The organism is Streptomyces sp. XM4193 (assembly GCF_023072595.1).
In the GTDB taxonomy this organism is placed as follows: domain Bacteria; phylum Actinomycetota; class Actinomycetes; order Streptomycetales; family Streptomycetaceae; genus Streptomyces.
Genome location: NZ_JALLGK010000007.1, coordinates 171965 through 184965, shown reverse-complemented (window position 1 = coordinate 184965; position 13001 = coordinate 171965). Strand labels below are relative to the sequence as shown.

Genomic DNA, 13001 nt, shown 5'->3' with positions numbered 1-13001 from the left:
GACTTGGCCGTACCGGACTCGGCCGAGGGGGAGCGGCCCACCGTCACTTGACCTTTTCCGCGGCCTTGGCCAGGGCGGCGACGTAGTCCTCCAGCACCCAGGAGAGCGAGAGCGGGGTCGGGTTGGCCGCGGTGGACAGCGGGGTGCCGTTCGGCAGCAGGTAGATGGAACCGCGGTCGATGGCGGGGACCTTGGAGAGCAGCGGGTCCTTCTGGAAGATCTTGACCAGGTCCTTGCCGTCGCCGTAGCCGGTGATGATGTCGACGTCGTCGAACACGTCGATCCGCTCGGCGCTCTGGGAGAGGGCGAACTTGTCGGTCCCCTCGGACTTCTTCGCGATGCTGCCGGGGGTCTTCAGCCCGAGGTCCTCGAAGAACTTGGCACGGGTGTCGTGCGCGGTGTAGAAGCCGACCTCGCTCACATCGCCCGGGTCGACGTGCGTCATGAACATCGCCGACTTCCCCTTGAGCTCCGGGTACTTGGCGACGGTGGTGGCTATCTGCTTCTCCAGCCTGCCGATCAGCTTCTCGCCGTCCTCGGCCCGGCCGATCGCCTTGCTGTTGAGCTCGATCGACTCCCGCCAGGAGGTGGCCCACGGCCCGTCCGGGTACGCCACGACGGGGGCGATGTCGCTGAGGGTCTTGTAGTCCTTCTCGGTGAGTCCGGAGTACGCGGCCAGGATCACGTCCGGCTCGGTGTCTGCCACCGCCTCGAAGTCGATGCCGTCGGTCTCGTCGAAGAGGACGGGGGTCTCGGCGTCCAGCTCCTCCAGACGCTCCTTGGTCCAGGGCAGGATGCCGTCATCGTCGTCGTCCCCGAAGGTCGCCTTCGCCATGCCCACCGGTACGACGCCGAGCGCCAACGGGACTTCGTCGTTGGCCCAGTTGACGGTGGCCACGCGCTCGGGCCGGGACTCGATGGTGGTCTTCCCCAGCGCGTGCTCGACGGTGAGCGGGAACTGCCCTTCGCCGCCGCTCTTCGAGGCGGTCTCGGAGTCGGAGTCGGAGGGGCCGCCGCAGCCGGCGACGCCGACGAGGGCGGCGGCCACCAGGAGGGCGAGGGAGGTGCGGGATGCACGCATGGGCTGTTGCTCCACTTTCGGGACGGACGGCCGGTCGCGCCCAACTCGCGTGCCCGCGTGGGGAGAGAGGCACAGCGAAGACGGGGCGCGACCTGAAGTTAGGTAAGCCTTGCCTTTTCAATCTAGGTCGAGATCCGTGTGTGACGCAATCACGCCCATGCGACAGTGCGTGTAGGGGAACGGACAGCCGGACGAGCCGGTGTCGCACCGGTGGGCGGGTGCGGCGGCGGGTGCGCGGCGTTCCTCGCGCGGTCCGGAGCGACCAACTCCGCTCGGCCCCGGGTGTGTTGGGCGCGTGGGCGTACCCGTCGAGCGCGCGCCCCTGCGTGCGGTGCGCGGCGAGTCCGGCGCCGACCGGGGCGTGCCTCGACGGGAGATGCGTCGGGCTGGGCGTCCCCGCCCGCGGGCGTGATGTCCCCCGACGTGACGTTCCTCGCTGCGGCGCCCGTCGAGGCGATGCCCCTCAGGGGGTGCGGAACGCTCCCGGGGTGCGGCCCGTCGTGCGCCGGAAGGCGGCTCCGAAGGCGCTCGTCGAGCGGTAGCCGACCTGCCCCGCGACCTCGTCCGCCTCCTGGCCGCCCACCAGCAGTTCCACCGCGCGCTGGGCGCGCACCGTCGCCACCCAGCGGGCGAAGCCGGCGCCCGTCTCGGTGGTGAAGGCGCGGGTGATCGTGCGCGGGCTGACGTCGAGCTCCTGTGCCCAGTCGGCGAGGGTGCGCGGATCGCCGGGGTGTGTGCGCACCGCCTCCACGATCGGCCGCAGAACCGCCGACTGCGGGATGTGCACCAGCAGTTCGGAGGGCGAGGGCGTCAGTACGTCGAGCACCATCGCCTCGGTGACCGCGCGCGAGTGCGCGGAGAGCTGCTCCTCGCCGAGGCGTTTGAGCAGCAGCCGCAGCAGAGGTGTCATCTCGACGGCCACCGGGGTGTCGGAGATCGGGGGAGTGTCCCGGAAGCCGAAGAACGCCGCCCGCAGCCAGGTGCCGGCAACGGCCGCGCCGGTGTGCAGCGTTCCGGCCGGCATCCAGAGTCCGACCGCGGGGGTGATGGTCCACGCGCGCGTCCCGATCACCGCGGTGGAGGCGCCGCGCTCGTTCCACAGCAGTTCGTGGAAGGCGTGCGAGTGTGCGCCCCATTGCGTGTCGCGCTCGACCAGCTCGTCGTATCCGTGGATGCCGAACTGCGGCTCGGTCGAGCCCGGAGCCAGGGCCGGCAGCGTACGCATCTCCGGTGGCGCGCCGGCTCGGGTTCGGCGTTCGCGCCGCCCGGCTGTGCCGGTTGCGGGGGCGGATGTGCGGTGCCGGTGCGGCTTTCGTCCGGGGCTCGGTCGGCAGTCGGCGCTCTCGCTGCGGCCCGCGGTGTCCATGGACTCAGTCTCGCAGCGGTGCGGGCGGTGCCGGTCGGCGGGTGCGAGGGCTTCGCGGTCGCCGGTGTGCGGCTTGGGGGTGTGCGGCGGTCGGCGGTCGCGGCGGATTTGGTCCGAAGGAGTGAACGTGATATCTACATGGTAATCGTTTTCATGTTCGTGTGATGTCGGGGGTCCGAATGGCGGGGTGGAGTGCGGGCCGGACGGGCGCCGCCTCGGAGGAGAGGGCTAGCCGAGGGGCGTCCCTCTCCGGCTCCGAGGACAACGGGCCGCCCGGCGCCGGGAGTTCGGGCCGGCGGAGAGCGGCCCCGCTGCTGCTGTGCTTCGCCCTGCTCCTCGCCCTGGCCCTCTCGGTGCTGCTGGCCATCGGCCTCGGCCCCGCGGCGGTGCCGCCCGGTGAAACCGTGCGACTGCTCCGGGCGGCGGTGACCGGCGGCAGGGTGTCGGCGGACGCCGGTCCCACGTACCAGATCGTCTGGGAGATCCGCACTCCGCGCGTCCTGCTCGCCGCCTTCGTCGGCGCCGGACTGAGCGCGGTCGGTGTGGCGATGCAGTCGATGGTGCGCAACGCCCTTGCCGATCCGTACGTGTTGGGCGTCTCCTCGGGCGCCGGTGTGGGTGCGGTGAGCGTGTCCCTGGTCGGAGGGTTGGCGGGGCTCGGCATCTACGCGATGTCGGCCGGCGCGTTCGCAGGTGCGCTCCTGGCGGCGGTGCTGGTGTACGTCGCGTCCGTCGCCCGAGGAGGCGGACTGGCGCCGCTGCGGTTGGTGCTGACGGGAGTGAGCCTGTCGTTCGCACTCCAGGCGGTGATGGGCGTGCTCATCTACCTCGCGCCCAACAGCGAGGCGACGGCCACCCTTCTGTACTGGACGATGGGCGGCTTCGGCGCGGCGAGCTGGGGGACGCTGCCGCTGGTCGCCGCAGTGGTGGTGCTGGGCTGTGTGCTGCTGCACCGCTGGAGCCGGTCGATGGACGTGATGGCGCTGGGCGACGAGACCGCCGCCAGTCTGGGGGTCCACCCCGACCGGCAGCGGCAGCGCCTGCTGCTGCTCGCCGGGCTGGTGACCGGGGTGATGGTCGCCGCCAGCGGTGCGATCAGCTTCGTCGGCCTGGTGATGCCGCACGTGGTGCGGCTGGTCGTGGGGGCGAGCCACCGGCGTGTACTGCTGGTGGCGCCGCTGGCCGGTGCCGTCCTGATGGTCTGGGTCGATCTGCTCGCCCGGACGGTTGTGGCACCTCGCGAGCTGCCGCTCGGGGTGATCACCGCGCTCGTCGGAGTCCCGGTGTTCATGGTGCTGATGAGGCGTCGCGCCCACGTCTTCGGAGGGCGCTGAGATGGAACTCGAACTCACCGACCTCACCGTCCGGATCAAAGGCCGGACCCTGGTCGACCGGCTGTCGCTGCGGGCCGGTACGGGCGAGGTCGTCGGCCTGGTCGGGCCCAACGGCAGCGGCAAGTCCACCGCGCTGCGCTGCGTCTACGGCGCGCTGCGGCCCGGCTCGGGGACGGTCATGGCAGGTGGCGAGGATCTGCGCGCGCTTGCCCTGCGGGACAGAGCCCGCAGGGTGGCCGCTCTCACCCAGGACGGCTCGGTGGACCTCGACTTCACCGTCGAGGAGGTGGTCGCCCTCGGGCGGGCACCGCATCAGCGCGGCGCCCAGGCGCTGAGCGCGCGCGAACAGGGCCTGGTGCGCGAGGCGATGCGCCGGCTGGACCTGCTCTCGCTGGCGGACCGGGGAGTGCTCACCCTCTCCGGGGGTGAACGCCAACGGGTGCTGGTCGCAAGGGCGTTGGTTCAGGAGCCGGAGATCATCGTGCTCGACGAGCCGACCAACCACCTCGACATCCGCCACCAGATCGAGCTGCTGTCGCTGCTGCGCGGAACTCGGGCGACCGTGCTGGTCGTCCTGCACGATCTCAACCTCGCCGCTGCCGCCTGCGACCGCATCGCCGTCCTGCGCGGCGGAGCGCTGGTGTCCGTCGGCACCCCGCGCGAGGTGCTCACCGCCGAGCTGGTCGCCGACGTCTTCGGAGTCCGGGCGCGGATCGTGCCCCATCCGGAGACGGGCGGACCGCAGTTGCTCTACACCCTCAACCCCTCTGTGTGAACTGGAGACAACCATGCGGACACCACTCTCCCGCGGGCGGATCACGACCGCCTCCCTGGCGGGAGCCCTGCTCCTGACCGGCTGCGGAGCCGACGTGGAGAAACGAGACGACGACAAGGGCAGCGCCACGGTCGAACGCTGCGGCGAGAAGGTCGCCTACACCGTGCCCGAGCGCGTGGTGGCGTACGAGGGCGGGAGCGCGGACAAGCTCTTCAGCCTCGGTCTCACCGAGCACGTGCTCGGCTACGTCATGCCGCCGGCCAACCCGCCGGTCTCGCAGTCGCCCTGGGCCGAGGAGTACGCCAAGGTCGAGAAGCTGGGTGAGGACCTGCTGAACAAGGAGCTGGTCGTCGAGCAGAAGGCGGATCTGGTCGTCGCCGGCTGGAACTCCGGCTTCAGCGACCAGCGCGGCATCACCCCGAAGATCCTCGACAAGCTCGGCATCCAGAGCTTCATGCACACCGAGAGCTGCTACAACTACCCCGGCCATCCGGTGCGTTCGGAGCCACTGGAGGCGCTCTACGAGGATCTGGAACGCCTCGGGGCGATCTTCCGCGTGGAGGACCGCGCCGAGAAGGTCGTCGCCGACCTCAGGAAGCGGGTCGCGGCGGTCGCGGACGAGGCGGTGGAGGACGGCCCGCCGGTCTTCCTCTACGACTCCGGCACCGACCAGCCGTTCACCGCAGGCAACCAGGTGCCGCCCAACGACATCATCCGCCTCGCCGGTGGGCGGAACATCTTCGCCGACCTCAAGGAGCGCTGGACGCAGGTCAGTTGGGAGGCGGTGGCCAAGGGGGCGCCCGAGGTCGTCATCATTCTCGACTACGGCGACAAGCCCGCCGAGGAGAAGATCGACTTCCTGAAGAAGTCGCCCCGCACCCGGGACCTGCCCGCGGTGAAGAACGACCGCTTCTTCGTCCTCGACTACAACGAGGGCATCTCCGGTCCGCGCAACGTCGACGGGCTGGAGAAGTTCGGCGCGTATCTGAAGAAGACCCACGGCTGAGCTCGGCGGACGGGCCGGTGCGCACGGACGGCCGATGCGCACCGGCCCGTCCGCGGACCTGGCCGAGGCGTGGGCGGAGCGCCGCCCCCGGATGTCTCCGGGCGGTGCGAGGCAGCCGGTTGTGCGCGGCGCCGGCCGGCCCGGCTACCGCGGGTCGGGTGCGGTTGCCGGTCCGGTCCGGGCGGTGCTGCGCGACCGTCCGTGCGCCTCGCGCGGCAGCACCATCAACGCGGCCTGTTTGTGCGGCAGTTGAACGGTCCTCGCCAGAGCGAAGCCGGTGTACTCGAAGAGGCGGGCGATCGCCGTGTTGGCCACGTCCGGTTCCACCGCGATGAGCCGCGCGCCCGGGTACTGCGCGAAGAGTGTGGCGCACAGATCGCCCATCAGGTCCCTGGCGAGCCCGCGGCGCAGCAGCTCCGGCTCGACCACGGCGAAGTGGAAGCCCAGATCCTCCTTCGCCCAGTCGCCGTGGTCCGCGAGCACCGAGGTCGCCGGCTCGTACACCTCGATGTAGGCGAACGGGCGGCCCCGGTGGTCCACGGTGAAGGAGCCGACGTCGCTGCGCTCCTCGTGCTCGCGCAGCAGCTCCGTCCAGCGATCGGCGGGCCAGTCCTGCTTCCAGGTGCGTGCGAGGTAGTCCTGGTTCATCCAGGCGGAGAGCCGTGCCCCGTTCTGCGGTGTGCCGTCCGTGTACCGGGCCGTCCAGGGGTCGGGCAGCTCCAGCCGGTGCTCGATCATCGGTCCCTGTCCTGTCGTCGAACGGCGTGGCGGGGGGCGTGGGTCGGCGGTCTCACGCCGCCGCGTCCTCGCGGGTGCGGTGTCCCAGCAGGGAGTCCAGGATCTCCCCGCTGCGCACCGCGGTGTGCGAGAGCAGGGTGGAGGTGAGCCCGTGGGTGTGCTCGGTGCTGCCCTGGAGGTAGATCCCGGCGCTCACGTTCGGTGCGACGGCGACCCGGTGGTCCCGGTCGAGCCGCAGCGCGTTCTCCTCGTCGCGCAGGCAGAGCTTGGCGACCCGGCCGAGCAGCGCGTCCTGGTCGGCCGGGTGGTAGCCGGTGGCGTAGACGAGCAGATCGGTGTCGAGGACGCTGCGTTCGCCGGTGGGCAGGTACTCCACGGTGACCCGCAGCGGTCCGGTCTCCTGCTCGGCGGGCGCCACCTCGCGTATCCGGGAAACGTTGAGGAAGCGCAGCCGTTCCCGGCCCTGCACCCGCTCCTGGTACTGCGACCGGTAGAGCGAGTCGATCAACTCCAGGTCCACCGCGGAGTAGTTGGTGCTGCGGTGGTAGTCCATCAGCGACTGCTTCACCTCGCGCGGCGAGCGGTAGTAGACGTCCACTCCCTCCGGGTCGAACACCCGGTTGGCGAACGGGCTGTCGTCGGCCGGGGTGTAGCCGTACTTGGCGAAGACCGCGCACACCTCCGCCCCGGGGAAGGAGCGGTGCAGATACGAGACGGCCTCGGCGGCGCTCTGTCCGGCACCGAGCACGACCACGCGCTTGGGGTCGGGGCCCGACCACGCCTGGGTGCGGGGCAGCAACTCCTGGGTGTGCCACACCTGTTCACTGCGGGCGGCGCCGGGCGGGATGCGCGGTGTCAGGCCGGTGGCCAGGCAGAGGTTGCGGGCCCGGTGGGTCACCTGCTCGCCGTCCGGACCGCCGACCCGGCTGACGACGTCGAACCAGGCCACCTCCGCGCCGTCGAACACCGGCTCCACGCTGAGCACTTCGTGGCCGTAGCGCACCATGTGCTCCAGCCGCGCGGCGACCCACTCGAAGTAGTCGTGGAACTCGATGCGCAGCGGGAAGAGCGTCTTCTGGTTCAGGAAGTCCACCAGCCGGCCGCGTTCCTTGAGATAGCACAGGAAGCTGTAGTCGCTGGTGGGGTCCCGCATCGTGACCAGGTCCTTGAGGAAGGACACCTGCATGGTCGCGTCGTCGATCAGCATGCCCCGGTGCCAGCCGAACTCCGGCTGCTTCTCCAGGAAGGCCGCCTGCAGGCGGTCCTGCGGGGCCGAACGTCGGTTGTGCTCCTCGATCGCGATCGCGAGCGCCAGGTTGGACGGGCCGTAACCTATCCCCAGCACGTCGTGGACGGTCTTGTCTTCGCGGCGGACTCGATTCACCGCAGCATCGCCTCCTCAGCCGCCGAGATCGTAGGTAAGGTTAGCCTTACTTTTCAAGAGGATGTCAAGCTGCGCCCTCTCGAACCACCGGAGCAATCAGGCAAGTTGCGGCATTCGGTGGCTTCTCGGGTTGCGCGGCGAGCGGGAGGAAGCGGGATGAGCGTGTTGTGTTCGGCCACCGGGCGCGGGAGGGCCCGCGCCGTGCGGACGACGCCGAACGGTGCGTACGGGGATCGGCCCGGCGGTGCCGCCTCCGGGAGGCCGCGGACGGCCGCCTCCGTCGGTTCGGCGCGCCCCTGCGCCCCCGTCCCGTCGTCCGGCCTCCGGTGAAGGGCGTACGGACACCGCCCGGCGGCGCTGCCGCGTCTGCCGTGGACCCGAACCCCGATCCGGTGGCGGTGGGCAGGCCCACCCGCTCCCGCCTCGCGCTGCGCGGCGGCGGACTGCTGGTGCTCGGCGCACTGCTGGTGCTGCTGGTGGTGCTCAGCACCTGGATCGGCACCAGGGACACCTCCTTCGGCCAGGTGTGGTCGGCGATCTGGTCCGACGACGGCTCGTACGCCACCGGTGTCGTGCGCGAACTGCGCCTGCCGCGCACCCTGGTGGGGCTGATGGTGGGTGCCGCGCTGGGAACGGCCGGCGCGGTGATGCAGGCGGTGACCCGCAACCCGCTCGCCGACCCGGGGCTGCTCGGGGTCAACGCGGGCGCCTCGGCCGCGGTCGTCTTCGGCATCGGGGTGCTGGGCATGGCCGGCTTCGCCTCACTGGTGTGGTTCTCCTTCGTGGGCGCCGCGCTCACGACGGTGATCGTCTACGTGCTCGGCGCCTCCGGGCGGGCCGGGCCGACGCCGGTCCGGCTGGCGTTGGCCGGAGCGGCCGTCAGCGCCAGTCTGGGCGGTGTCATCGCCGGGCTGACGGTCTTCGACTCGGCGACCTACGACTACATGCGGTTCTGGATGATCGGCTCGCTCGCCGGCCGGGAGCCCGCGCTGGTGATGGATCTGCTGCCGTTCGTGGTGGTGGGTCTGGTGATCGCGCTGCTGCTCGCTCGTCCGCTCAACGCACTGGGTCTCGGCGAGGAGTTGGGGGAGGCGCTGGGCGCGCACATCGCCCGTACCCGGATCGCCTCCGTGGTCGCGGTGACGCTGCTGTGCGGCGCGGCGACGGCGGCGGCCGGACCGATCGGCTTCGTCGGGCTGGTCGTGCCGCTGGTGGCACGCTGGTTGACCGGGCCCGATCTGCGCTGGGTGCTGCCGTACTCGATGCTGCTCGCCCCGGTGCTGCTGCTCGCCTCCGACATCGTCGGACGAGTGGTGCTGCCGGGCGACGAGCTCGAGGTCGGCGCGGTGACCGCGCTGATCGGGGCTCCGGTCTTCATCGCCATGGTGCGCCGACGCAAGGAGATATCGCTGTGACGGCGACCGGGATCCGCCCCGAGGAGCGGGAGCAGGTGCGGCCGAGTGCTGGCGCGCGTCCGGTTCGGCTCTGGGGGGAGCGCCTGAGCTTCCGCCTGCACCGCAGAACGGTCTCGGTCAGCGTCGCGGCGCTGGTGCTGGCCGCGCTGCTGCTGGCGGTCAGTCTGTGCGTCGGCGCGTACGCGGTGGCTCCGGGAGAGGTGGCCGAAGCGCTCTTCCACGGCACCGGCGACCGGCTCGCGGTGCACTTCGTCAACGAGGAGCGGTTGCCGCAGGCCCTGCTGGCGATCATGGTCGGCGGTGCGCTCGGTGTCTCCGGGGCGATCTTCCAGTCGCTCTCCCGCAATCCGCTGGCCAGTCCGGACGTGATCGGCTTCAACAGCGGTGCGGCGACCGGGGCGATCCTGGTGATCGTCACCTTCGGGGGAGCCGCCGGTGCCGTTGCCACCGGGGCGATCCTCGGCGGTCTGGTGACGGCGGTGCTGGTCTTCCTGCTCGCCAGCAGGGGCGGTGTGCACGGCGTACGGCTGGTGCTGATCGGCCTGGGCTGCACCGCGATGCTGAACTCGGTCAACTCCTATCTGCTGACCCGCTCCAGCCTCAACGACGCCCAGAACGCGCACATCTGGCTGGTGGGCACGCTGAACGGGCGCGGCTGGTCCTCGGTGGAGCTGATGGCGGTGGCGCTGGTGGTGCTGTTGCCGCCCGCGCTGCTGCTCGGCCGGCGCCTGCGGATGCTGGAGCTGGGCGACGAGTTGGCCGTCGGGCTCGGCGTGGAGACCAACCGTTCACGGATCGCGCTGACGGTCCTGGGGATCGGGCTGTGCGGCGTCGCGGTGGCGAGCGCGGGGCCGATCCCGTTCGTCGCGCTGGCGGCGCCGCAGATCGCCGGGCTCCTGTGCCGCAGCCCCGGTGTGAGTCTGCTCGCGGCCGGGACGACCGGTGCCGCGCTGCTGTCCGCGGCGCATCTGGCCTCCAGTCAGTTCTTCGCCGGGCTGGTGTGGTTGGACGACCGGATCGGCTTCGTGAATCTGGTCGACGACTCGCAGCGCAACAACCTGCTGCCGGTCGGCGTCACGACGGCGGTCCTCGGCGGTGCCTATCTCGCCTGGGTGCTCTTCAAGCGGCGGGGCTCCGGGCGGGCCTGAGGGCACCGCGGGGCCGTGCGGGGTCGTACTGGGTGGTGCGGGCCCGTGCTGGGCCGTGCGGCGAACTCCACCCCGCCCCGCATCTGCATCTGCGCCCCTCGGCCCGTGTTCCCCTCGGCCCGCGTTCCCCGCGCCACGGCGTCCGGTGCGCGGGCCGATGACCGTTCTTGTCCCGGCTGGACACCACTTCAACCGCCATGCCCGACAACAGAGTTGACGTCCCGTGGCGGGGCGGGGGAGCGGTCGGGACGGGTATTGCCCGCAACGGGATTCTGAGGTTAGCCTTGCCTAACTTGAAGGAGGATCTTGTGACCAATCCGTTCGAGGACGAAGACGGCACCTATCTGGTGCTGGTGAACGACGAGAACCAGCACTCGCTGTGGCCGTCGTTCGCCGAGGTGCCCGCCGGCTGGACCGTGGCACACCCGGAGGACACCCGCCAGGCCTGCCTGGAGTACGTCGAGCAGAACTGGACCGACATGCGGCCCAAGTCTCTGATCGAGAGCATGGCGAACAGCTCGTCATGACAGAGACCTCAAGGCTGCGCGACATGCTGGGCAGACGCGGCTTCCTCGCGGGCGCCGGTGTGGTCGGCGGCGGTCTCGTCCTGGGGACCGGCATCAGCCTGACCGCGGGCGGCGGACGCGCGGCGGCACTGCCGCAGCGACCGGACGCGATGACGCTGGCGCTGGGCACCCCGCTGGAGAAGCTTCCGGCCCTGGAGCGGGACGTCTCCCGCGAGGGCACCCGGGCGGCGAAGTCGGCCGCCGGCGCGGCCGCGAAGGCTGCCGAGCGCATCAAGCCCTTCCTCGACCCGCTGCCCGTGCCGAAGCGACTGCGGGCCCGCAAGGGCGAGTTGACGGTCGCGATGAAGGAGGCCCGGGTCAAGCTGCACCGCAGCCTGCCCGCCACCCGCCTGTGGACCTACGAGGGCGGCCACACCGGGCCGACCATCGAGGCCCGCAGCGGCCGGCGGCTGCGCATCGCGTGGGAGAACGAGCTGCGCGGCGACTTCCCGCTGCCCGCGATCCGCGTCCCCTTCGAGCTGGACCCCGACCTCCCGCTGATGTGGGACCGGCCGGGCCGTGAGGGGGCGCCGGCGCGCAAGGACGTCGCGGCGCTGCCGCCGTGGGCCGTGGTCCACCTGCACGGCGCCGTCACCGGGGGCGGCAACGACGGCTGGGCGGAGAACGCGGTCCTGCCGGGCGCCTCCCAGCTCGCCGAATACCCCAACGAGCAGGCGGCGGGCGGTCTCTGGTACCACGACCACGCCATGCACATCACCCATCTCAACGTGATGGCCGGGCTCGGTGCCGGCAGCTACCTGATCCGCGACGAGGACGAGGACCGGCTGCGGCTGCCCTCCGGCGACCGCGAGATCCCGCTGGTGTTCTTCGACCGCAACCTGGACCTGGACTCCGAGGGCGAGTTCACCGGCGACCTGCTGTACAAGGGCATCGTCGTGGCCGACGACCCCTACGAGCTGGTGCGGCCCTTCACCGGGCCCTTCACCCTGGTCAACGGCGTGATCTGGCCCCATCTGGAGGTGGAAGCGGGCTGGTACCGCTTCCGCGCGCTCAACGCGGCCAACAACAGGCCGTATCTGCTCAAGGTCCTCGACGAGGACGGCGAGGAGATCCCCGCCGAGGCGTTCACCCTGATCGGCACGGACGCCGGCCTGCTGCCGCGGCCCGACCCGGTCACCGCGGGTGTGCCGCTCACACCGGGGGAGCGTGCCGATCTGCTGATCGACTTCAGTCGCTTCCGCGGTCGCAGGCTGCGGCTGGTCAACGACCTTCCCGAGCCGGGTGCCCGTCCGGACATGATGGAGTTCCGCGTCGGATCGCGTGCCGAGGGCGGTGGTTTCACCCCGCCGAAGACGCTCTCGCGCACCTTCGAGTCGATTCCCGCCGCGAAGGCCGAGGCGGGCGCCGAGCGCCTGGTCGTCGTCACCCCCGTCTACCCCAAGGACCCCGAACTGTGGGAGATGGAGGAGGTCGACGCTCCCGAGGGGAAGCTGCCGATCGACGGCATCGTCCAGTTCGAGGACGAGAAGGGGAAGGTGCGCACCTTCAAACGGGTCGCCTCCAGCTTCGAGGACCCGGTCCGCTTCACGGTGCCCTCCGGGTCGACGGAGCGCTGGCGCTTCCTGAGCCTGGAGAAGTCGCCCGGTGCGTACCCGCACCCGATGCACATCCACGCGGTGGCGTTCCAGGGACTGCGCAGGGACGTCTACGACGTCGAGGCGTTCGAATACTTCGAGTTGGACGGCGGCGGCTACGGCGCCGGCACCAGCAAGCCGCTCAAGCGCGCCGAGCAGGGAGAGCTGACGGCGGCCGAGCGCGGACCCAAGGACGTCATCGCGCTGCATCCGGCCCAACTCATCACGGTGGCGGCCGAGTTCGACGCTCCGCCGGGGCGCTTCATGCACCACTGCCACATCTACGAGCACGAGGACATGATGATGATGCGGCCCTTCGTCGTGCAGCCGAAGGAAGTCCTCGCCATCGCGGAGGCGATGGGCCACGACCACGGCGGCGGGCACCACGCCGGCGCCGGAGGCAAGCAGCAGAGCGGAGCGGGCAAACCGGACGCCGGAGGGCACGCCCACTGACGGGAGGGCTGCCCGGCAGCCCGTGAGCCCTCGGTCCGCCGCGGCCGGGGGCTCGCCGCCGGGCAGCCCGCCCGCCCTCCGCGCCGCGCGCCCACCGCGACGCCGCCCACCGCACCGCCAACCCACCGCACCACCACCGC

11 protein-coding genes are annotated in these 13001 nt (G+C 71.3%); 7 read left to right on the top strand and 4 right to left on the bottom strand.

Features of this window, described 5'->3' with window-relative positions; genetic code table 11:
* Positions 1 to 43 precede the first annotated feature (43 nt).
* Together MTQ01_RS18955 and MTQ01_RS18950 are read right to left on the bottom strand one after the other, a co-directional pair.
* Positions 44 to 1081, bottom strand: coding sequence for an iron-siderophore ABC transporter substrate-binding protein (locus tag MTQ01_RS18955; RefSeq protein WP_247491853.1), 1038 nt, complete (start codon positions 1079 to 1081; stop codon positions 44 to 46).
* 463 nt (positions 1082 to 1544) lie between these two features.
* On the bottom strand, positions 1545 to 2306 hold the full coding sequence (locus MTQ01_RS18950) for an AraC family transcriptional regulator (RefSeq protein WP_247491852.1): 762 nt from the start codon (positions 2304 to 2306) through the stop codon (positions 1545 to 1547).
* A 305-nt stretch (positions 2307 to 2611) separates the two neighbouring features.
* Here MTQ01_RS18950 and MTQ01_RS18945 point away from each other — a divergent pair, with 305 nt between their 5' ends.
* Genes MTQ01_RS18945 through MTQ01_RS18935 form a run of 3 tightly spaced genes read left to right on the top strand, consistent with a single transcriptional unit; the run spans position 2612 to position 5562 of the window.
* Positions 2612 to 3781 carry a FecCD family ABC transporter permease gene (locus MTQ01_RS18945; RefSeq protein WP_374207791.1) on the top strand — a complete coding sequence of 390 codons (1170 nt, stop codon included), beginning with the start codon at positions 2612 to 2614 and terminating at the stop codon, positions 3779 to 3781.
* A gap of 1 nt (position 3782) precedes the next feature.
* Positions 3783 to 4556 (top strand): ABC transporter ATP-binding protein, encoded by a 774-nt coding sequence (locus MTQ01_RS18940; RefSeq protein ID WP_247491851.1) that lies wholly within the window; start codon positions 3783 to 3785, stop codon positions 4554 to 4556.
* A 13-nt stretch (positions 4557 to 4569) separates the two neighbouring features.
* Positions 4570 to 5562 (top strand): ABC transporter substrate-binding protein, encoded by a 993-nt coding sequence (locus MTQ01_RS18935; RefSeq protein WP_247491850.1) that lies wholly within the window; start codon positions 4570 to 4572, stop codon positions 5560 to 5562.
* Positions 5563 to 5706: 144 nt separating this feature from the next.
* Here the strand turns inward: MTQ01_RS18935 and MTQ01_RS18930 are convergent, their stop codons facing one another.
* The gene (locus MTQ01_RS18930) at positions 5707 to 6300 is read right to left on the bottom strand and encodes a GNAT family N-acetyltransferase (RefSeq protein WP_247491849.1); all 594 of its coding nucleotides are present in this window, start codon (positions 6298 to 6300) and stop codon (positions 5707 to 5709) included.
* A 52-nt stretch (positions 6301 to 6352) separates the two neighbouring features.
* Positions 6353 to 7684: a lysine N(6)-hydroxylase/L-ornithine N(5)-oxygenase family protein gene (locus MTQ01_RS18925; RefSeq protein ID WP_247491848.1), complete on the bottom strand. Its 1332-nt coding sequence runs from the start codon at positions 7682 to 7684 to the stop codon at positions 6353 to 6355.
* A 371-nt stretch (positions 7685 to 8055) separates the two neighbouring features.
* On the opposite strand from MTQ01_RS18925, the gene MTQ01_RS18920 reads away from it, so the two are divergent.
* The 4 genes from MTQ01_RS18920 to MTQ01_RS18905 all read left to right on the top strand — a co-directional run bounded on the left by MTQ01_RS18920 (position 8056) and on the right by MTQ01_RS18905 (position 12861).
* Positions 8056 to 9099: an iron ABC transporter permease gene (locus tag MTQ01_RS18920; RefSeq protein ID WP_247491847.1), complete on the top strand. Its 1044-nt coding sequence runs from the start codon at positions 8056 to 8058 to the stop codon at positions 9097 to 9099.
* Entirely contained in the window at positions 9096 to 10247 is a 1152-nt protein-coding gene (locus tag MTQ01_RS18915) for an iron chelate uptake ABC transporter family permease subunit (RefSeq protein WP_247491846.1), read from the top strand. The genes MTQ01_RS18920 and MTQ01_RS18915 overlap by 4 nt, the downstream gene beginning before the upstream one ends.
* A gap of 308 nt (positions 10248 to 10555) precedes the next feature.
* Positions 10556 to 10774, top strand: a complete 219-nt coding sequence (locus tag MTQ01_RS18910) for an MbtH family protein (RefSeq protein ID WP_247491844.1) — start codon at positions 10556 to 10558, stop codon at positions 10772 to 10774.
* On the top strand, positions 10771 to 12861 hold the full coding sequence (locus MTQ01_RS18905; protein WP_247491842.1) for a multicopper oxidase family protein: 2091 nt from the start codon (positions 10771 to 10773) through the stop codon (positions 12859 to 12861). Before MTQ01_RS18910 ends, MTQ01_RS18905 begins: the two co-directional genes overlap by 4 nt.
* Positions 12862 to 13001 lie beyond the last annotated feature (140 nt).